Origin of the sequence: Peribacillus sp. B-H-3 (genome assembly GCF_048572925.1) — a bacterium.
Lineage (GTDB): Bacteria > Bacillota > Bacilli > Bacillales > DSM-1321 > Peribacillus.
This window is the reverse complement of the sequence record NZ_CP183879.1, coordinates 3900225-3921863: the sequence shown is the minus strand read 5'-3', so window position 1 is coordinate 3921863 and position 21639 is coordinate 3900225. Positions and strand designations below refer to the sequence as shown.

The window sequence follows — 21639 nt, the reverse complement described above, 5'->3', positions numbered from 1 at the left end:
GCTGAAAAGGGATGATGGGATGTTTGAGGAATTCATCAAAAGCGAAGGCACAGTCTTTCCCGGGAAAACCTATGTGGAGCAATTGCTGAGGCCTGTATTTAATGATCAAAGAGATTTTCTGTTTCATGTGATGTTTGATATTCACCGGGCGCATGTGATTATGCTTGCAGAAGCGGGGATTATTGAAAAGTCTGAAGCGGAGGTCATGCTCAGGGGAATCAATAAGGCTGCAGCTGCGGATCCTTCTCTGCTGCGTTATGAGCCGGAGTTTGAGGATTTGTTTTTTATGATGGAGGCAAGGATTGGTGAGGAAATAGGCGCTGAGCTCGCCGGCAAGATCCATATTGCCAGGAGCCGGAATGATATGGGGGTGGCGATGTACCGGCTCGTGCTGAGACAGCACCTCCTGGAAACCATTGGCTATGTTCATTCCTTGAGCGAGGCTTTGCTTTATCAGGCAGAGAATCATAAAAATACGGTGATGACCGGCTATACGCATACACAGCCGGCCCAGCCGACAACGCTTGGACATTATCTGCTCGCTGTTTATGATGTGCTGCAAAGAGATGCCAAAAGGCTGCAGACTGCTTATGAAACGGTCAACAGGTCACCTCTTGGAGCGGCCGCCCTGACTACTACAGGTTTTCCAATCTCCCGCAGCCGAACATGCGACTTGCTGGGCTTTGACGGGGTGATTGAGAACTCCTATGACTCGATTGCGGGTGCAGATTATCTGCTTGAAACGGCTTCTGCCATTATGACGTTAATGGTGGATTCGGGCCGGTGGATCCAGGATTTTTTGCAGCATGTAACAAGGGAGTTTGGCTCCTTTACTGTGGCCGATCCTTATGTGCAGGTAAGCAGCATTATGCCGCAAAAACGAAATCCGGTTTCCATTGAGCATGCGAGGGCTCTTGCAAGCAGCTCTTTCGGGGACGCGATGGCTGCAGTGAACATGATTCATAATACACCGTTTGGCGATATTGTGGATACAGAGGATGATCTGCAGCCGCATCTGTACCGGTCATTTAATAAGGCAAACCGTGTTCTGAAGCTGATGTATGCCGTCATTTCCACCCTGAAAGTCAATGAGGGGCATATGAAAAAAATGGCCGGGAAATCAAGCATTACAATCACCGAACTGGCGGATACATTATCACGGGACTACGGGATTTCCTTCCGCCTTGCCCACTCCGCTGCAAGTTCTATTGCCAAAAAAACAAAGCAGCAGGATAAGGAATTATATGAATGGAATATCCAGGATATAAACAATATGCTGCAGGAGACTGTCTCAGTCACACTCACAAAAGAGGAATGGCAGAAAATTATTTCCCCGGAATATTTTGTAGAAATAAGGAAGGTGCAGGGCGGACCGAATCCTGATGAAGTTGAGAGGATGGTTTTACAGCGGAAAGAAGGTCTTTTGAAGGCTAAGTGTGACTGGGAAAAAGTGATGAATATATTGAAGCAAAAACGGGCTGTGCTGCTGGCCTTTACGTTCAGAGGCTGAACCGGGAGAGAGCTCCCGGTTTTTTTAGTATCATGAATTTGTGATTGTCCAGCCATTTATTGTATGATAGGGTACTAAGAATAAATGGGTTAGGATGAATGTAATGAATCAGCCGCAAACGAATGAGACGGTAGCACGTAAAGATAAAAAGCTGTTTAAAATTTTGGTGATTATGGCTTGGGGCTTTGTACTCTGCGTGAACACATGGACAAAAAGCCTTGAGCAATTTCTTGATTTTAAATCGCTGGGTTTTACCTGGAATCCTTCTCCGGATTTTGTATCCTTTTTTTATTTTTATGATTTAACATTGATACATCAAGACTTCTTCATAGTGAAGCTTGGGCATTTCTTGGGTTTTGCCGTGATGGACCTTTTGCTGTATTGGCTCTTTAAAAATCATAAGCGGGCGATTTTGATTTCATTTGCCTTTGCGTTTTTTACGGAGTTTTTTCAGCTGTTCTTCGGCAGGGACGGGCGCTTATATGACCTTGGCATTGACACGCTGGGCATCTTGTTTGTATCCTTTTTGCTTAGTGTGTTTGGGCGTAAGGTACACGGGTAGTTTGAGGGGCAAATCTTTAGGGATTTGTCTTTTTTTATGCTTTCGCTCGAATCGGAGGGAGTTTGGCTCGAATCATCGGAAATTTGGCTCTAATGCAGGGGGATTTCGCTCGAATCAGAGCTGATTTGGTGTTATTTTCCATAAAAATGGAAATTAATGAGCAAAAGAGCTCTGTTTAGTGAAGAAAATGGGGCCCTTTTCGCATTTTTATGGCTGATAGTCCGGCCACAAGACAAAAATGAGGCCACAGACGCCATGGAATGAGTTTTTTTATTAGAAGCTGCAAGAGTAAGAGGTTATTTCGCAGGTTTTTCATCCTCTTTATCGAAAAATAAGAAATAAATGGATAAAGCATTAACGATCCATATGGTAATTGTCACGATTATGTCATCCATCGACCATGTAAGGATGATGGCAACAAAAATCATGGAAAGGGAAAGCAGCAATTTTTCAATCATGTTTGGGCCCCGTTTGTATTTTTATTTTTAATTGCTCTATAAATTTTGCCGGATTGTCCAAGCATATAGCTACTCTGCTGTATGTTTTTTCAATTCCGAAAAAAAGTGCAGCACGCTGTGGTTCTTTTAATTCCAAAATGATGTGAGGGTGCAGCGCCTCGAAGTCTTTGGCTATAAATTCGATTGTTGTGGTACTGTCGGTTTTTTTCTCAAGCTGTTTTGAATCTATGGTAATGTCTGCGATGTTATCAAGGGGAAGTGCCATTTTTTTTGCCAACCCAAGAGAGAGGTACAAGGTGCTGCTTGACAGTTTAACCGGATTCAGCATGATAGCCTGGATATCGCCCGCGAAAAATATGACCGTGCAGATGTTTAGGATGAGAGGCACCAGTGACAGGACGGCAAAATGGTTATGAAGCCACCAGTGTATGCCGATCGTTTCAATCACAATTGCGTGAAGCAGCATAACCTGAAAAGCAATCACGCTCGTGTTTTTATGCAGTGTGAAGCTGCCTTCTTCAGAAGATGGCTTTTTTCTCCATGACAGGAATGCATAGTAAAACATCAGGACATCAGAAGCCGCGGCTTTCACGATTGGGTGCTTGCCAGTTTTCTTTGCGACTGCAGCCGGAAAGGAAAACAGCAGGCTTTCCGGGCTTTGGCGGACTTCCTCTATAATGGCAGGAAGATTGCGCATGAAAAGTAACAGCAGTGCCAGCTCCAAGAATAGAAGCAGCCCTTCTACAGCAAAACCTCCATATGAAAGAACCTTGTAAGGCTGGAAATATTCTTGCGGGATAAGAAATCGTGCCAAAATGATGCCGCCGGCGATTGATAGGATCAGACGCTTCACATGGCCTTTCTTATTCCTGTTTATCACGAGCAGCAGCAGGGGAGAAACTATTGCCAAATCAAGGATGGAGCCAAGCACGATCCAATTTGCTTCTTCCGGCAGGAATATAGGTGAAAGGGGCGAGCGGTATAATAATACGTTTGATCCGAGCACCAGTATTAACAGGACCTTCCAGATATAGCTTTTATCATCAAGCTTCCACACTAGCATCTCATCATCTCCCTTATACCCTCATTATAGTGTGTTTGAAAATATTTCCTTCAGTAAATTTTTGACGATTTTTCAAAACTTTTCATGCGTCTGATAATGTATTGTGCTAAATGGAGAAAGAGGCCTCTGGAAACATGGCATAGTTAAATGCAAAGGATGATTTTTCAAGGGAGGTGTTTCGTGATAATAAAGTTGTTTAAATCATATTAAAGTCGTTTAAAAAATAATAAAGTCATTTAAAACTAAACGTCAGTTATGCTATTCAACAATCGGGCAATTTAATTGAATAAGACTTTCAAACAAATACTTGATATTTATACAGATATGGGTATTGTCTAGGATTGTACTTAAAGTAACGAGGCAGTTTTATTAAAGGAGGAAGATATTGGTTATATATAGAAATTAGGTATATGTCTATTTTTATAAAGGAGATAACAAATTGATGGAATATAAAGTGAAAACATATGAGGAAGCCATAGATGTAATAGAAGAGATTGGTTTACTTCCTCTAGCCCCATTAATACCTGATTTCCCTTCTTTAAATACCATTACTTTATCAGAGTACTGGCATTCAGAAACAGAGTTTGATCCTTGGATTTGGAGGACAAAATTTTCAACTGACGGGGTTGCGGGATACGGTAAATTCATTAAGAAAAAATCGGTATTGGTTTCCCGTCAGCTTCTTCCATATGTAAAAAGGGTTTTAGGCTATTCTGAGTCCGTTGAGGAACGCTATTTTAATGGAAACATATCGAAAGAAGCATTTGATATATACAAACTAATTAGCCAAGAGGAAGGGATAGACACAAGGGCATTAAGAATAAAAGCAGGACTAAAGGAAAGTGATAAAAAAAGGATATTTGAGAACGCATTATTAGAATTACAAGGATCAATGGATATTGTAATTTCAGGCATACAGGAGAAAAAAAATGACGACGGTGAAAAGAACGGTTGGAGCAGTACAGCTTTTGAGACTTATGATTCTTGGGCAAGGAGGAATAAAATTGACACTTTTAAGACAGATAAAGAAGAAGCAAAGAAATTTCTTATAGCTCATTTTTCAAATTTATGCAGTAATGAATCGGTAAAGAAACTTGAAAAAATATTCAAGTAATGAGATGAAATGGAGTGAATTCGTTTGGAGCTAACACACACACGTTTATTAGTAGACAATTATAAAGAATGTTTCTTATTTTACAGAGATGTTTTAGGTTTCGAAGTATCGTGGGGAGACGAAGAAACTTTATATGCAGATTTCAAGTTCAGTGGTTGTACTTTAGGACTATTTGAACGAAAACAAATGCTTGAAGCTATAGGTGCAGAGAGTGTATCTTATATTCATAAGTCTGATAGAATTGCTTTAATTTTCAAGGTCGATACTGTTGAAGAGAAATATAAGGAATTAAAAGAAAAGGTGGAATTCATAACAAAGCCTACTGCACAAGAAGGATGGGGAATTAAAGTAGCTCATTTTAGAGATCCTGATGGTTCACTAATCGAAATCTATGAGAGTATTGGATAATTTTAAAACGATGCGATTCTTTTAGAGGGTATCGTCTTTTTCTTGATCTAAAATTCAGGCAGTTTTTGAAAAAATACACTTCAACTAACAAGGTGCTTGTGCGGCCGAGCCTAGGTCGTATCATATAGCGGGTGGGATTCCCGTCGAGAAAGAACTAGCCATTCACTCGTAGCGAGTCTTGGAGGGCTACTGGCAACATTAGCCTTTAAGCGTAGACAGTTAGATGGCGGGCCGAAAGCCATATGGTTGAAGGGATTGAGCTCCATAATGTTAGTAAATCGAGAGGGCTGATGCCTTAAGCACAGCAGAAAGCTACATTTTATCCGTCGTTAAAGGCAAGAAGGATAAAACCTCTCTGGAGTCAGAGACCTTGGCACGTCAGACATTGATATGATATGGCAACTCGGGAGACCCTACCGGTCTCTTCTTATAGAAGAGTATGGTGTACAAGTGATAATAAGCAAGGAAACCAAATGCCGTTGTAGGGGGTCGGATAGCAGCGTAGTACCAATGAAGTTGGGTAATGCCGATGGAGGAAAGGCTGCTACCAAGTTATCACCCTTACTAGGGACACATTTACTACACACTGAGGTAGAAATTATAAATGTAAACTAAACTATTAAGGATAGCAAAAATTAAGCTTTTGTGAATGATGATTTGGAGGAGCCGTGTGCGTAAATAGCGCAAGCACGGTTCTGTGAGGGGGGAGGAACACAATCTACCGTAAGGTAGAGAGGTTCCCTTCTACTCGACTAATCCAAAAACGATCTTCAGCAATCGGGCGCGATTGTTGTATAACCTCTAGATTTAAACGACTTTTTTGTTTTATTTTTGGTATAGAAAAAGTGTTTTACATGAAAATTAAACAACTTTATTTAACACCGCCCATATTTACGGACGGTGTTATGAGAGTTTATAGCATTGAAACTAAACAACTTTAATGTCACCGATCAGGAGGGGTGAATACTAATGAGTGTTTTACAGCTTGATATGCTGAAAACAATCTGCCTGCAGGGAATGAAGCTTTTGTTCCTTGAGACAGCCCTGCAGGCGGATTGATTTCTCTCGAGGGGGCATATCAGTATGTCAGTAAAAAGAAATCGGGCGTATTACCGCCATCAGCGAAGAAGGGCCATACGCAAGAAGGTCTTTATTATTCAGGGAATCTGGGGCAATGAGCAAATGTCGTTCGATCTTGGATAGTATGCGAAAAACAAGGTGCATTGCTCGTGCAAAATGTGCAAGTACGAGAAGCATTATGACCTTCCAAAAGCTAAGGTTGCTGCTATATTAAAGCAGATGCTGCACGATATAGAGCAATGATGAGCAGTTTCAGAGAATCTCCTGCGAAAATATTGGTTATGAAATGGAAGCTGAAATCAGTATACAATCTGAGGGAGGTTTTAATGTTAGATTTAGTGATTTAAGAATACTTTCATTGATTCGAATAATGCTTCTAATAGATTGCAGTGCAAAAAAAGAAGACCCGATTGGGCCTTCTTTTTTTGCTAAGTTTATATACGTTTCGCACCGATAAATTTAGGCTTCCAGTATGTATTGCTTGTTGCAGCAATGGATACTCCTTTTGATGTAGCAGCTTGGATCATTTTTCCGCTTCCCATGTAGATGGATACGTGAGTAGGGCGGGATGCGCGGTTTGGAGCAAAGAACATTAAGTCGCCTGTTTTTAATGAGCTTGAGCTGACGCGGCTTCCTTTTTGGTACATATCCGCTGCTGTGCGAGGCAATGTTTTGCCGGCTTTAGCATATGAATATTTCACAAGTCCTGAGCAATCGAATCCGCTTGGTGTAGTGCCGCCGTATCTATATTTGACGCCTAAGTTGCTTTTAGCAACCTTAATTGCTTTTGTATGGTACGCCGTGCTTTTAGGAGCTGAATATGAACCAAGATATTTTGAACTTACATATCCTGATTTTGAACTTGCTTTGATTTTAGCCCAGCCTTTTGAAGTTGAGTAAACCGTAACCTTTGTGCCTTTTTTTAATTTAGCAACGATGGATGCTCTAGTAGAAGCGCTTTTCCGTACGTTTAGCGTTCCTGAACTGACTTTCACATATTTGCTTGTAGCGGCTTCACTTAAAGTAGGTGCGACCACTGAAATACTTGATGCAAGTAAAACTAACGATAACAATTTCTTTAACAATGTAATTTACCCCCGAATCATATTTGCTAAACTCAATATATACAAATGAGATAACAAAAACATCACAGGTATATTACAAAATAATTACGTTGCATATAAGTCTATGAAAACGCTGATATAGCAAGCTTGATAGCAATATAGTAATTATTGGTACTTTTTACATTTAGCTAGCAGAACCAGCTGTAAACAATCCTCGCCCATCAAATTGCAGACACCCACAGAGGGATGCTTAAAAAAACATCCCAAACAAATCCCCTTGAAAAGCCGCCGGTCTCCTCTTTCATAAACCACACTCCCCCCACAGGTTTTTTGCAGACTATGAAAAACACGGGCTGTTCTTTTATTATAAATGCCGCAGATAAGGAAACTGTCATACGGCGGACGAATGGCATGAAAATGATTGTCGTAAATCAGAAGATATAGAGTGAAATGCGGACAACTTCCTCCAGCTTTTACATAGGATATAGAGAATCTATAGTATGGGAGGTTTCTGCATGATAAACTGGAAAGTCCGATTTAAAAATAGGCTGTGGCTTACAGGTTTTCTGTCACAGCTTTTCATAGTCATTGAAATCCTGCTGGTGGGGGCGCATGCGATTGGCCTTACTGATTTTAAGCTGACAGAGGATATAAAAGGGTGGGTGCTGTCCCTTGTAAATGCTGTTGCGGCACTTTTGTCCACAGTCACGAATATTCAGGATCCTACTACAAAAGGATATAGTGACAGCAGCCAGGCGAAGGACTACGAGCATCCAAGATAAAAAAAGCCCGGCTGCTGACAGCGGGGCTTCGTTACGTATGTATGTTTTTAATGCTGCTCTTTCGATTTCCCGCAGCGCACGCAAACATCTGTATAATAGCTGTATTTGTGATTACGGTGGAATAAGCATAATAGAGATTTAATTTTGCTCATGAATGATCGCTCCTTTATTTGTAGCCTTTTACATTTTACAGAAGGAAACCTTATGCAGTAAGTGAGTCTTACTGGATGATAAAGGCATTTATTACAGATAAGGAAATTTACTTAAGGAATAGGAGATTCAATCATTTTTGTTAAAAATAAGTAGGATTCGGTACAATAGACCTGTTTCCCCTAAAGTTATTGGGGTATATAAAAACTAATACATTCGTATAAGGGGCAAAATCATTGAAAAGTGATGGCGCAAAGCTATAGGGGCTAACGCATCTGCTATGCCAGCCAGCTGCCGGATTCTTCTCTTACTGCGGATTGCGAGGGGGACAGCATGATGCTGCTTTTTCTTGGAGGGTTATTCTCCGGGTCATTTCTAATGTTATTTGTAATGAGCCTCATGTACGCGGCAAAGCGCGGCGATGAGCAGGGAAGATATTATTAAATAGGGGAGGGGACGAAAGGCTGTGTCCTTTCATCCCGAATCTGCCATTATGACGTTTTCTTTAAGTTAACATGTGAACGATAATAGCTGACCGCTTCTAAAACAAATCTTTTTTCCTGCGCTGTTAGCAAGTTCCATGTTCCGGCTTTGATTTTCATAATAATCTCTCCTTCGCTAGTTTTTTATGTTAAACTGCCATTATTTATCATTTATACTCTCAGTATACCGCCAATTCTTGTAAAACAAACAACACAAATTACATCAGCTTTCCTCAGCAATAGACCTGATTTTACTCTTGGTGCTGAAGCTTTTTAGCATTCTTGGATGAATGCTGTATGGTTTTGATGAGGAATATGTGCGAAAACACTAAAAACGTCGAATGTTTTTTTATGGGTTTTTTGAAAAAATAGGTTTATTGGAGTTTACACTGGTAGAAGTACTCTTGAGAGAGTATTTTTTTTGTGTGGACTAGTGGGTATTGGGGCTTTAAATATATGAAAAGCTGTCCGGCTGCTGCTTCAGACAGCTTTTCATATTATTACTTTTTCATTCTATAAATCCTAGCTTCGTATGGACGCAAGGTGAAAGAGTTTATATCATCATGATCCACTTCGTAATTGGACAGCAATAGTTCAGGCGTATGAGCCCTAAGCTCTTCTGGCAGTTCAAAGACAGGTGTTCTCCCGAAGAAGTTCAGGATTACGAGCAGCTTTTCATCCTCAAGTGTTCGTGTGTACACATAAAGGTCCGGATCGAGCGGAAGCAGCAGCTTGTATGCTCCGTATACGAAAACGTCGTGCTGCTTTCTGAGGGAAATCAGGTTCCGGTAGAAGTGCAGAATAGAATGCTCGTCCCTGATGGCATGTTGGACATTTACTTCCGGGTAATTGGAGTTGACTCCAAGCCACGGCTCGCCTTCTGTAAAGCCCGCGTTAGGTGTGTCGTCCCATTGCATGGGTGTGCGTGAATTGTCACGGCTTTTTTTCCATATCGATTCCATGATGGCATTCAAAGGGGTGCTGCTTTCCAATGCCTGCTTGTAATAATTAAGGGTTTCGACATCCCGGTATTCCTTGATGGATGGAAATTGCGGGTTGGTCATGCCGATTTCTTCTCCCTGAAAAATGTAGGGAGTTCCTTCAAGGGTCAGTAAAAAGGCAGCCAGCATTTTGGCGGATTCCACTCGATACTCCCTGTCATTGCCAAAACGGGTAACAGAACGCGGCTGGTCGTGGTTGCAGAGATAATTCGCATTCCACCCTTTTCCGTGGAGTACGGTTTGCCATTTGCTCATCACGTTTTTTAAATCCAAGAGGTTCCAGGACATCAGCTTCCATTTTCCTGTCCCGCCGGCTGCAGAATCGAGCTGCATATGCTCGAACTGAAACACCATGTTCAGTTCCTTGCGCTTGTCCCCGATATAATTCAAGGCCTGCTCCGGCCCGAGTCCTGACGTTTCTCCGACGGTCATGATGTCATAGTCCTCCAGCACAGCCTCATTTAAGTTATGAAGGAGTGTATGCACTTTTTCCAGATTGGAGAACAGGGTATAGGCCCTTACATATGGAAGGTGGTTTGGATCCGGAGCGTCAGGCAGCCCCTCTGCTTTTACAATATGTGCGATTGCATCAAACCTGAAGCCGTCAATTCCTTTATCCAGCCACCAGCGGACCATTTCATCAATTTCACTGATCATTTGTTCATTTTTCCAATTAAGGTCAGGCTGATGCTCGGTATACAGGTGCATGTAGTATTCATCCGTTGTTTTATCGTATTTCCACACGGAGCCGCTGAAATAGGACTCCCAGTTGTTTGGAGGGCCTCCGTTTTTTCCTTTTTTCCAAATATAATAATCCCGCTTTGGATTGTCTGCGGAAGAGCGGGACTCGATAAACCAGGGATGCTCGTCGGAGGTATGGTTAACCACAAGATCCATAATAATCTTGATGTCCATATCATGTGCCTTATTCAGCAGCTCATCAAAATCCTCCATTGTTCCAAATTGCTTCATGATTCCGCGATAGTCACTGATATCATAGCCGTTATCATGATTGGGAGAGGTGTAAATGGGACAAAGCCAGACCACATCGATTCCAAGTTCTTTTATGTAAGGGAGTTTGGAGATAATCCCCTGAAGATCTCCGATTCCGTCTCCATCGGAATCCATGAATGAAGCGGGGTAAATCTGATAAACCACACTTTCTTTCCACCATTTTCTGTTCATGTTTCTGTGAGCCCTCCTTTGGTCAATCCTCTCTATTTTTTTACCCTTTCCCTTTATGAAGGAAACGCTCTGCGGGTTCGTGCGGACTCTTTTTACGAATTTTAAATGAATTTAGCTGCTGATCCGCTTCAGATGCAACCCCGATCCGTGTAGTCCTTTTACCTTGCAATAAAAAGATGTAATACTTTCTTAATATTACTTTCATAAACGTTTAACAGTAAGGGAGTAGAGTATGCAGTGAACGAATATCCCGAGGAGGCTTCCATATGAAACGATTTCAGTTTGTTAAAGCTATCAATGTAATGAGTGCAGCTGCTTTGGGGACCATGCTTGCAATGTCGCCGGCTGTTCATGCAGAAGAGAAGAATTCTAAAGGGGAGACAAAAACACCGATTAAGCATGTTGTTGTCATATTTGGAGAAAATGTGTCTTTTGACCATTATTTTGGCACCTACCCTTATGCGCTGAACGTGAAAGGGGAGCCTAAATTTACCCCTAAGGCAAATACGCCTGATGTAAATAACTTATTAACACCTAAAGATTATAATAAAACTCAGCCGGATATTTCTAAAATCAATTTGATGACAGATAATCCTAATACTTCGAATCCTGCCCGTTTAGATCGTTCTCAAGCGATGACGGCTGATATGGATCATAATTATCATGATGAAATCGCAGCAGCAAATGCTGGTAAAATGGACAACTTTGTCAGCGGGACAGGAAAAGGATCCCGCCAGGTAATGGACTATTATGATGGAAATACGGTTACGGCTTTATGGAATTACGCCCAAAACTTCGCGATGAGCGATAATTCATTCGGAACGGGCTACGGCCCATCCACACCTGGCGCGCTGAACCTTATTTCCGGTGAAACCCACGGTGCATCTCTATTTGACAAAACGGGCAAAGAGGTCAAAACGGATATCCTGAATGAGTATGAAAACAGGACAGTAACGGGCGATCCTAATCCGCATTTGGACACAGCCTCAACGGGTGTGACAGCCCAAATGGACGAGACCAATAAAAACGCAGGCGATTTGCTTAATGAAAAGGGAGTTACCTGGGGCTGGTTCCAGGGAGGATTTGCTGATCCTGCAGCCAAACATAAAAATATCGGCGGTGCAGATGTAACAGACTACAGCCCGCATCACGAGCCATTCCAATATTATAAATCAACCGCTAATCCAGACCATAAGGCACCAAGCTCTCCTGACATGATCGGCAAGAGTGACCAGGCGAATCACCAATACGATATGAAGGATTTCTGGAAAACGGTCGATGCAGGGAAGATGCCGAGCGTAAGCTATTTGAAAGCACCGATGTATCAGGATGGACATGCCGGGTATTCAGATCCGCTGGATGAACAGCAGTTTATTGTGAATACCATCAATCATCTTCAAAAGACACCAGAGTGGAAGGATACGGCTGTTGTGGTTGCTTATGATGATTCAGACGGCTGGTATGATCATGTGTATGCACCTGACAATGGACAGACCGTAGAATCAGGCAAGGCTGGATATGGCCCAAGATTGCCGCTTTTGGTCGTCTCGCCTTATGCCAAGAGTAATTACGTGGACCATACATTAACCGATCAAACGTCTATTCTCAGGTTTATCGAGGACAACTGGAGCTTAGGCCGCATCGGCGGGGAATCTCTTGATGCAAAAGCAGGAAGCCTGGAGAATATGTTTGATTTCAAAAACAAGCCTAGCAATAAAAAGCTGTTCCTTAATGAAGAAACAGGACAGCCTGTAAAAGGGAAAGAAGAGAAAACGGAGCATAGACATCATTCTGAAGATCATCATGACCATTAAATGAGAATTCAATAACGGAAGCAAAAGGACCTGGCAGAAGTTTTGTAAAATACACATAAAGGTGTTTTTAGTCATTGGAGCTATTGGTTTTTAATATAATATTCCACATTATATGAGGTAAAAGAAAAGGATAGGTAAAAGCATTTATAATCCGCTTTATCTATCTTTTTTTAGTACCACATATGACCTCATTTACTGCTACAACATATTAAATTTAGGCTATGTTAAAGGTAAAGGTTGATTTAAAAATACACATAAAAAATGAGCTGGGAAATTTATCTCCAAGCTCATTTTTCTTTGATATCCATTTTTTACTAAAGCACACGCTAGTTCAATAAGAAAACATTATAGAAGGGATAAAAAACTTTAATCACCAACTGCTATTATTCCCCGATTTTTTAGGTTCGCTTCTTCACACGTCTCCTTTAGTTTCATGGCAAAATATCTAATTTTTAGGTCGATTAGATTATCTGTTTTGTATTTACTGCATAAATTGTCGCATATTTTTATCAACACATTTATTTCATCCATTGTAAAAATTTTATCTCCATACTCATCTAAACCAATGAGTAAATCAATATCTTTTTTTGGACCCCTGTTCTTATATCTCTGCCAATATTGTTCCTGGTCCCGAAGATAAACAAGCACCTCTTCGTCAAATTTTACACTTTCTTCGTAGATATCCTCTATGGAGTTTTCAATTTGAAAATCAATCCCTATCCCTGTGCTGCATAATCCATTCTTCATAATTAAAAAGTCTAAAGGTGAAATTTCTTTATTGAATTCGTCGTACACCTTTATAGTCTCTGTCTCAATGTGAATTTCAGACCATCTCTCATTTATTAGACAATTAACAACAAGTTTATTGTTTTTAAATTCTGTATTATTGATTTCTATCTCATACTTCTTGAACTCATCTATATCCTGAATATTTATGCTTCTGTTTAACTTCAGAAGGAGTTCTTTACAATTATTTAATTCACATTTAAAAACAGAGTGCGAGTAATAAGGTTCAAAGGTACTAGTATCCACTGTTAGTAAAAAGCCATTTTTGGTTTCACTAATATCGCTTATTTTCCCATCCAAAGCACTTAGAATATCTAATTGCCAATTTATGTCCATGAAATACCGACTCTTTTCTATTAGGGTGTTTTTATTCAGAGTGCTATATGCATAGTTTATCTTTTTGGGGTCATTATGCATATTGTTAAAAATATGGAAAAGTACAATATAAATCTAGGGAACTTATTAAACAAACCTGCCATTTAGCAACAAGAAAAAAGCTTTATTCTCTTTTTAAAGTATGCACTTTAGAATCTGTTATTGAAATATGAAATAAATTAACCCAGAAATTAATAAAGAAATTATGCCTACGAAACCAGATATTAATGCTATTTTCGTTCTGGAATTTCTGCCTTCTGGGGTTTCTGAATAAAAATTTCCTCTTTGACGGTCTCCATCAACCCAAGCCCCGATAAAAACACCTGAAATAATGATACCTACTACCCCTACAATTAGAAAAAACTGAATCAATAAAATGTCCCCCTTTTTCACCGCCTTATTAATACATACGCTTTAAGGACATCTATTTATATCCCCTTAGTTTTACAGAGTATCAGGTCCTTTTCAGCATGTAAAAAGGAAACCATCTTAGGTTCAATGTTAAATATATGAAAAATTATCATGTGATAACATTTACAAACTTTTATCATTCACTGTTCTTTTAAAATGTCTATTTACTCATGACTTTGGGAGCTAGTTTAGGTAACAGGCAAAAATTATACCATGATAGAAAATAGAGAAACCTGGACTGTCTTGAGGTTTCTCTGCATATCCCATCCATTTTTCTTAGCACAACGCTTGTGTGTACTTTGGACTATGGCATGAGCCTTGAATGTGATACTAGTTATATGGTTCTGGATAAAAAGTTGATAAAAGGTATATTTCTATTTTACAAAAATTTCATGGAAGCTACATAAATTGGAAGTAGTCTATAAAAGTAATCAATTAACAAATAAAAGGCAGGAGTGAAAGTGATGCTAAAAAAACTTAAGAAAAAGAAAAGGCTTCTTTATGGCCTTGCCTTCAGCACTGCACTTATTGGCTCAGCGGGTGCTTATGCTGCACATGAGGGCGCATTTGGAAGCAATCTTGTCGGACAGCAAGCGGATGGTTCTGTTCAGACTCCTGTTAACCAGCTGATCACACCTGCCGGAAAGCAGATTGAATTCGGGGGAAACCCTATTTCGGCTGCTGTGAACCCAAATGGAAAAACGGCTGTCACCATGATTGGCCGGAATAATTACGGCGGCAATGGAATTAACGTTGCAGACCTTTCAACAGGAAAACTGATTAAGGAAAACTTCTCATTGGGTCTCACAAGCATGTGGGGATTAGCTTATTCAAAGGACGGAAGCCAGCTTTATGCAACCGGCTCTAAAAGCGGGACAGGCAAGGTCGTTGTCATGTCTATTGCTGGGGACGGAACCCCGAGCATCCAAAAGACTTATAATCTTCCAAAAACGGCTGCCGGAGGAAATATCAACCCGCTTGACTTAGCGGTAGGGCCGCAGGGACAGCTGCTCGTAGCACTAAACCGGGATAACAGCCTTGGTGTGATGGATCCAAAAACAGGTGTATTAACTGCTGAGATTCCGGTTGAAAATGCCCCTTCGAGTGTATTAGTTGACGGAGATACCGCCTATGTAACCAATCAGGGCGGGAGAACGGCCAAAGCAGGGGATGTGACGGTCGATTCTTCAGGCACGCAGGTTGTGGTTGATGCTAAAACCGGCGCGACTAATACCGGATCTGTATCAGTTATTGACCTTAAAACAAATACGGTTATTAAAAATATTGAAGTTGGCGTACAGCCTGAACGAATGACACAATCGGGCCCATACATCTTCGTAGCCAACACTAACAGTGACAGCGTCTCAGTCATTGATAGTGAGACAAAAAATGTGGTTCAAACAATAGACATCAAACCATATCCGAACAGCCACAAGGGATCAGCACCAAATGCCGTGAAGATAGCGGATGGTAAATTAATGGTCAGTCTTGGCCGTGATAACGCAATTGCTGTATATGACTGGAAAGGACCAAAAAAGAAACCTGAATTACAGGGACTTTTGCCAACAGCGTGGTTCCCGGTAGATATTGCTATTGATAATGAAAATAAAAATCTCGTTGTTGCAAATGCAGACGGAATTGGCTCAAGAGGGCCAGCTCGCAATTTAACGATTCAGGGAATCACCGTTTCAGGCCGCTCTTCTTATGCTCAAGTTGGCTCTCTTTCCTTGATTCCATTTCCAAGCGCCAAAGATTTGGTTAAGGGAACAAAGCAGGTATATGAGAACAACAACTGGTATGGTTTGAAGCATTTAAATGCCAAGCCGCGAAAGCATAAAAAACCTGTTGCCATGCCCGAGCGTGCCGGTGAGCCGTCAACGATTAAACATGTGTTCTATATTATCAAAGAAAATCGGACATACGACCAGGTATTGGGCGATCTTGGAAAAGGGAACGGCGAACCAGCTTTAACCCAGTTCCCGCAGCAGGTCACTCCAAACCTGCATAAACTGGCAAACACATACCCGCTTTTGGACAATATGTATACGTCAGGCATTCAGTCAGCAAGCGGTCATCAATGGGTGATGCAGGGAACCAATACCGATTATGAAGATAAAGAAACGGATACAGGCAATGTGAAAAGCTATCCGGGAGGTGCCGGAGATGCCATGGCCTATGCACCAACCGGCCATCTGTGGGATCAGGCAGGGAAATATGGCGTTTCCGTCGAGAACTTCGGGGAAGATACGACAGGCTTTACGGGACAGGAACCATTCGGCACCTGGAAGGACTGGTATAAAGATTATCAGATCCTTTCAGGACAGCAGCAAGGCGACCTTCATGTTCCGGTTGGCAGCTACCAGGCAACCTATGATATTCCATCACTTGGGCCGATTACTTATAAGCCGTTCCCGACATTCGATACAAATATCCCGGATCAGTACCGTTTTGAAATTTTCAAAGAGCAGTTTGAAAAGCATGTGAAAAATCATGACCTGCCAGCTCTGAACACAATGTGGGTGATGGATGACCATACAGCCGGAAATGCAACTGGATCTCCTACACCGCAGGCCATGGTAGCGGACAATGACTTGGCAGTCGGCAAAATCGTGGACCTGATCTCACACAGCCCTTACTGGAAAGATTCCGTTATCTTCATTACGGAAGATGATGCGCAAAATGGATTGGATCATGTGGATGGCCACCGTGAGCCTGCCCATGTGATCAGCCCCTGGGTGAAAAAGGGAATCACCAATAGCCACTATTGGACGGTCATCAACATGGTTCGCAGCATCGAACAAATTCTGGGTCTTCCTGCTATGAACCAAAACGACGCAGCTGCTGAGCCGATGAGCGAGCTTTTTACCAATAAACCGGACTTTGCACCGTACAGCTTCGAACAGAATCAAATCCCGCTTGATACTCTAAACGGACAGCCGGATTCCAATACAGCTTCACTTGCAAGCACAGATAAAGTGACAAAGCAAACAGAGGAACTTTCCAGGCAGTGGACGGAATGGTCTAACAAAAACAAAAAACTGTTTACCGGCAAAAATGCTTCACCGGATGAAGTGAACGCAAACATGCTGAATCATTCCGTATGGTACGCGACAAAAGGCTTTGATAAACCATATCCTGGCGATAAAAAGGCCCATACACCTGCTGAAGTAGAGAAGCAGCCTGAAAGCAGTGCTCCTTCACCTGCTGACAATGACTGATCTTTAGAAAAGAAGGAGACATAACAAGCAGCTTCCGTTAAAGGTAGCTGCTTGTTTATTACTCGAAGCAAATTCGCTCGAATGAAGTGGGATTTCGCTCGATTGGAGCTGGATTTGGCTCTAATGCCCTTGTAATTGGCTCGAATCACAGCGGATTTGGATTTATTATCCAAATAACTGGAAAATATCACGGCACGAACCAGTGAATATCCAGCAAAAAACATGATACAAGTAAATTCCCTGCTAATCGTCTCTTTTTTTGAAAAAAATTCATATGATTGGAGGGATTCCGGGTTCTTTCATGCCTGGATACATATATGAAACGATTAATAGAGGCGGCGATGAAGCGCTCCATTCTTATTGTGACATTAATTGTCCTGATCCTCGTTTGGGGCGGTATTTCTGCGATACATATTCAGCGGGATTATCTGCCGGAAATCAGCAATCCCACTTTGATGGTGACTGTTCGTGCTGACAATCTGCAGGCAGAACAGATTAAAACAAGGATAACAGAACCCATCCAGCAGGCAGTCCGGACGGTGGACGGGCTGCTGGATGTGGAAACGAATTCCTTTAATGGAGGGACCTTGGTCAGCTTGAACTTTCCGATGAGCTTTGATATGAAGCAGGCTGAAGAACAGGTATCAAAGGCCCTTGATGATGTTAAGATGCCTGCGGGAATCCAGGATCCGTCCGTAACCAGGCTAAGTACGCACTCCATGCCTATCATCAGGATGAGCTTGAGTTCTTCTGGAAATCTTACGGAGGATACGCTACGGACGGCGATACAAGGAGATGCTGTCAATCGGCTGAAAACAGTGCCAGGTGTAAAGGATGTGCGGGTTTCAGGCGGGGGAAGTGCCGGATATGCCGTCAGCATCCGAACCGCAGATCTGAAAAAAGCGGGATTAACCACAGGGGATGTCAAACGGTCTCTTGCAGAAAATGACACAACTGAACTGTATGGAAATGTATCAAACAAACACATTTCGGTACCTATTGAGGTTTCAGGCTGGGAAATCAATCAGCAGGATCTGCTGAAACTGCCGATTCATGGTGAAAATAAAAAAACTGTCCCTTTGTCAGATGTAGCGGATATTTCTAACTCCATCGTGAATCTGGAGACTATTTCAAGGACAAATGGGGTTCCTGACGTTTTGCTGGATGTGCTCAAAACACCTTCCTCCAATATTACGGATGTTTCAGAGCGGGTTAAGAATAAAATGAAGGAACTTCCCGCCTTGAAAAATAAGGATGTGAAGCTTTCCATCGTATTTAATCAGGGTGAGCAGGTAAATGCGTCTTTAAAGGGTCTTTTAAAAGAGGGCTTGTTAGGCTGTTTATTTTCTATGATTTGTGTGTTCCTGTTTTTCCGTAAGGTCCGTTCTACCTTATTGATCGCTATTTCTCTGCCAATCTGCTTACTGCTGACAACGGGCATTTTAAAAACAATGGGAATCAGCTTGAATATTCTTACCGTTTCAGGGCTCATTGTGGCGATGGGCAGAGTGGTCGATGACTCGATCGTCATCCTTGATAATATGAACAGAAAGGTGCATGAAGCTAAAAAAAGCCATGCTTGGCTGTTAACAGGAGCCGTGTCGGAGATGATTCCTGCGATTGTCTCATCTACCGCAACGACCATTGCTGTTTACGTTCCAATTGCCATCATTGGCGGCATGGTGAGTGCAGCCTTTTCGGGATTCGCCTGGTCGGTTGTGATTGCACTCGTTATTTCGCTATTTGTTTCCATTTTGATTGTGCCGGCTCTTTATCATCTTTTTTGGAAGGAAAAGCCGCTTGCTTCCGCTGATCCTATAGAGCCGATCGCCCGCCGGATGCTTACCTGGGTATTTCAGCGAAAGGGCAAGGTGGCGGCTGTTTTTCTGGCTTTATTTATCATTACTGCGGCAGCTGCACCTCTTCTTCCGGTTAATTTTTTGCCGGCTTCCAATCAGGCTGGCCAAATCGGTGTGCAAGTTGAAATGCCAAGTACTGCTTCACTTGCAGAAGTGGATCGTGAAGTGCAAAGAGTAGAAAACATCCTTAAAAAAAATCCTGAGGTGGACTCCTTTTCTTCAGGTCTCGGTTCTTCTTTTACCCCGCAGTCAGATGATGTATTCGATTCAGGAGGGGGATGGATCCAGAAACCGAATATTGCCAATCTGTCCATTACGGTTAAAAAAGGTGAACATCCTGATGCCTTAATGCGTCAGCTGCAGAAACAATTACAGGCATTCTCAAGCAAGGCGGTCTTCACGGTTTCGAATTCCAGCATAGCGGGTGATGATTCGCAGCTGAAGATTAATATCACAGGAGCTGATAGCGATGCACTTGAATCTGCGGCCCAAATCATCCGAAACAAGCTTAAGCTGGTGCCCGGGCTAGCTGTGCAGGGTACGGCGGATGAAGGGGATCATATCACCCAGTATCGGATAGAGCTTAACCGGAAGGCGATTGAATATAACGGTATTAAAGAGAAAGACATTTTACATGTGATTGGGGACTATACCGCTGAAGGATCAAAGGGTGTAATTTCTATTAACCAAAACATATATCCCCTTGTCCTTCATACCGATTTGCAAAGAGATGCAAATGCTGCCGGCATAGGCTCAGCCAGGGATATTTTTTCTTTAATGGGCGGGGAGACCTTTTTGAATAAAGAAGGAAAGAAAGTAAGATTGGATCAGCTTGCCCTCCTTATGCCATCAGGTACGCCGGTTATTGAAGAGAAGGACGGGCAGCCTTATGCCGCAGTGACGGCAAACATTGTTTCAAGGGATATTGGAGGGGTGACGAAGCAGGTTAAAAGTGCCCTTGGGGAAATTTCGCTGCCGGAGGGAATACAGTACTCTTTAGCGGGTGCCCCTCAGCAGGTGTATGAAATGATTTATGAAATGGCGATTGCTTTATTCTTTTCCATTTTGCTTGTTCTCTTAATCATAAGCGCTGTTTTTCGGGGATGGAAAGCGCCTCTGTCTGTTTTAATGTGTCTTCCATTGGCCTTTATTGGATCGGTCATCGGGATGTTTCTTTTTAGGATGGAATGGAATCTTGCGGCACTGGTTGGACTTATGATGCTGACGGGGATCGTGGTGACGAACGGAATTGTCCTCGTTGATAAAATTGAGAGAAACATAGCAGCTGGGGTGCACACAGAAGAGGCCATTTTGCAGGGAACCATCTCCCGTGTACGTCCAATCCTGGCAACTGCCTTCACAACGATCCTGACTCTAACGCCGCTTGCCTTGTCATCAAGGACAGATACGGTCATTTCCCAAACCCTTGGGGTCACTGTAGTCGGAGGGCTGATCAGTTCGACATGCATAAGCTTATTTATGATTCCTATTTGTTATACATGGATGCACCGGAGAGGTAAAACATCGGTGATTTCCTCCTCTAAAACTGAATTAAAGCAGGCACGGTGAAAGTTGCAGCAGCATCACTTTTTTAGGTGATGCTGTTTTTAGTGAAGTGAATTGGATATTGAACAAGGGCGGCAAAGTTATATGGCCGCCTCTTATCATCAAAATGCTGTTGTGACCCATAAATAAGTTAGACATGGGTATTTTATATGCAGACAGATTGATGTGAGCGCGATTCTCTTTGCTGCTATTGTACAAGGTGGTTGATTTCCGCTTAAGGATGCTCACTTTCCGCGGGGCGGTCGAGTCTTCTCAGCAATGCCTGCGGGGTCTCGCCTTCCCGCAAATCCCGCAGGAGTCTCGCACCTGCGCTCCAATCAGCCTGGTTTAATCATGAGATCGCCTCATAGAACTATAGAAAAAGAGCTTATGCAAAAAACAATACATATAAATACAGTGATTTGGATGTCAAAACATATACAGTAAAACACCTTAAAGCCTGGTGGGTTTTAGGAATATAAACATCCTGCAGCAAATGGCTGGTTTTACTGACTATATCTGAAAAAGAGGTTTTATCATGAAATACAGTTTGAGTTTACCATTTTCCAATGCACCGAATATTTATTTCGCATTTTAAGATACCTTTTGCCTATAACACACAATTGAGGCAAACTATAAAATGTTAAAATAAGGGAGGGATTTTTTTAAAAAGGGGGAATGTAAGTGATAAAGAGAATAGTGGTTTGGGTAGTTCTTTTTGGGGCAGTGCTTTCTGGATGTGGAAAAGCGACCGATGTGGAAGCGGAATCTT

14 protein-coding genes and 1 riboswitch are annotated in these 21639 nt (G+C 42.1%); of the genes, 8 read left to right on the top strand and 6 right to left on the bottom strand.

Features of this window, described 5'->3' with window-relative positions:
- Nucleotides 1-19 precede the first annotated feature (19 nt).
- Nucleotides 20-1510 carry an argininosuccinate lyase gene (gene argH / locus ACN6MY_RS19595; protein WP_419881669.1) on the top strand — a complete coding sequence of 497 codons (1491 nt, stop codon included), beginning with the start codon at nucleotides 20-22 and terminating at the stop codon, nucleotides 1508-1510.
- 103 nt (nucleotides 1511-1613) lie between these two features.
- Nucleotides 1614-2072, top strand: coding sequence for a VanZ family protein (locus ACN6MY_RS19590; RefSeq protein WP_419881668.1), 459 nt, complete (start codon nucleotides 1614-1616; stop codon nucleotides 2070-2072).
- 296 nt (nucleotides 2073-2368) lie between these two features.
- Here ACN6MY_RS19590 and ACN6MY_RS19585 read toward each other — a convergent pair whose 3' ends face one another.
- Complete coding sequence (locus tag ACN6MY_RS19585; protein ID WP_419881667.1) at nucleotides 2369-2530, bottom strand: hypothetical protein; 162 nt, start codon at nucleotides 2528-2530, stop codon at nucleotides 2369-2371.
- Nucleotides 2523-3593: a beta-carotene 15,15'-monooxygenase gene (locus ACN6MY_RS19580; RefSeq protein ID WP_419881666.1), complete on the bottom strand. Its 1071-nt coding sequence runs from the start codon at nucleotides 3591-3593 to the stop codon at nucleotides 2523-2525. Before ACN6MY_RS19580 ends, ACN6MY_RS19585 begins: the two co-directional genes overlap by 8 nt.
- Before the next feature lie 442 nt (nucleotides 3594-4035).
- Between ACN6MY_RS19580 and ACN6MY_RS19575 the strand changes: the two genes are divergently transcribed.
- Complete coding sequence (locus ACN6MY_RS19575) at nucleotides 4036-4707, top strand: AlkZ-related protein (protein WP_419884231.1); 672 nt, start codon at nucleotides 4036-4038, stop codon at nucleotides 4705-4707.
- A 24-nt stretch (nucleotides 4708-4731) separates the two neighbouring features.
- Nucleotides 4732-5115 (top strand): VOC family protein, encoded by a 384-nt coding sequence (locus tag ACN6MY_RS19570; protein ID WP_419881665.1) that lies wholly within the window; start codon nucleotides 4732-4734, stop codon nucleotides 5113-5115.
- A gap of 1514 nt (nucleotides 5116-6629) precedes the next feature.
- On the opposite strand, the gene ACN6MY_RS19565 is transcribed toward ACN6MY_RS19570, so the two are convergent.
- A complete protein-coding gene (locus ACN6MY_RS19565) occupies nucleotides 6630-7280 on the bottom strand; it encodes a C40 family peptidase (protein WP_419881664.1) in 651 nt (216 codons plus the stop codon).
- Between the two features lie 494 nt (nucleotides 7281-7774).
- Here ACN6MY_RS19565 and ACN6MY_RS19560 point away from each other — a divergent pair, with 494 nt between their 5' ends.
- Nucleotides 7775-8041 carry a phage holin gene (locus tag ACN6MY_RS19560; protein WP_071352079.1) on the top strand — a complete coding sequence of 89 codons (267 nt, stop codon included), beginning with the start codon at nucleotides 7775-7777 and terminating at the stop codon, nucleotides 8039-8041.
- Between the two features lie 366 nt (nucleotides 8042-8407).
- A riboswitch (cyclic di-GMP riboswitch) is annotated at nucleotides 8408-8490 on the top strand.
- A 683-nt stretch (nucleotides 8491-9173) separates the two neighbouring features.
- On the opposite strand, the gene ACN6MY_RS19555 is transcribed toward ACN6MY_RS19560, so the two are convergent.
- Nucleotides 9174-10859, bottom strand: a complete 1686-nt coding sequence (locus ACN6MY_RS19555; protein ID WP_419881663.1) for a glycoside hydrolase family 13 protein — start codon at nucleotides 10857-10859, stop codon at nucleotides 9174-9176.
- A 266-nt stretch (nucleotides 10860-11125) separates the two neighbouring features.
- On the opposite strand from ACN6MY_RS19555, the gene ACN6MY_RS19550 reads away from it, so the two are divergent.
- Nucleotides 11126-12673: a phospholipase C gene (locus tag ACN6MY_RS19550; protein ID WP_419881662.1), complete on the top strand. Its 1548-nt coding sequence runs from the start codon at nucleotides 11126-11128 to the stop codon at nucleotides 12671-12673.
- A 366-nt stretch (nucleotides 12674-13039) separates the two neighbouring features.
- Here the strand turns inward: ACN6MY_RS19550 and ACN6MY_RS19545 are convergent, their stop codons facing one another.
- Complete coding sequence (locus tag ACN6MY_RS19545; RefSeq protein WP_419881661.1) at nucleotides 13040-13795, bottom strand: hypothetical protein; 756 nt, start codon at nucleotides 13793-13795, stop codon at nucleotides 13040-13042.
- Nucleotides 13796-13993: 198 nt separating this feature from the next.
- On the bottom strand, nucleotides 13994-14206 hold the full coding sequence (locus ACN6MY_RS19540; RefSeq protein ID WP_419881660.1) for a DUF5316 family protein: 213 nt from the start codon (nucleotides 14204-14206) through the stop codon (nucleotides 13994-13996).
- A 503-nt stretch (nucleotides 14207-14709) separates the two neighbouring features.
- Here ACN6MY_RS19540 and ACN6MY_RS19535 point away from each other — a divergent pair.
- Both ACN6MY_RS19535 and ACN6MY_RS19530 read left to right on the top strand, forming a co-directional pair.
- On the top strand, nucleotides 14710-17463 hold the full coding sequence (locus tag ACN6MY_RS19535; protein ID WP_419881659.1) for an alkaline phosphatase family protein: 2754 nt from the start codon (nucleotides 14710-14712) through the stop codon (nucleotides 17461-17463).
- Nucleotides 17464-17780: 317 nt separating this feature from the next.
- Entirely contained in the window at nucleotides 17781-20891 is a 3111-nt protein-coding gene (locus tag ACN6MY_RS19530; protein ID WP_419881658.1) for an efflux RND transporter permease subunit, read from the top strand.
- Nucleotides 20892-21639: the final 748 nt, after the last annotated feature.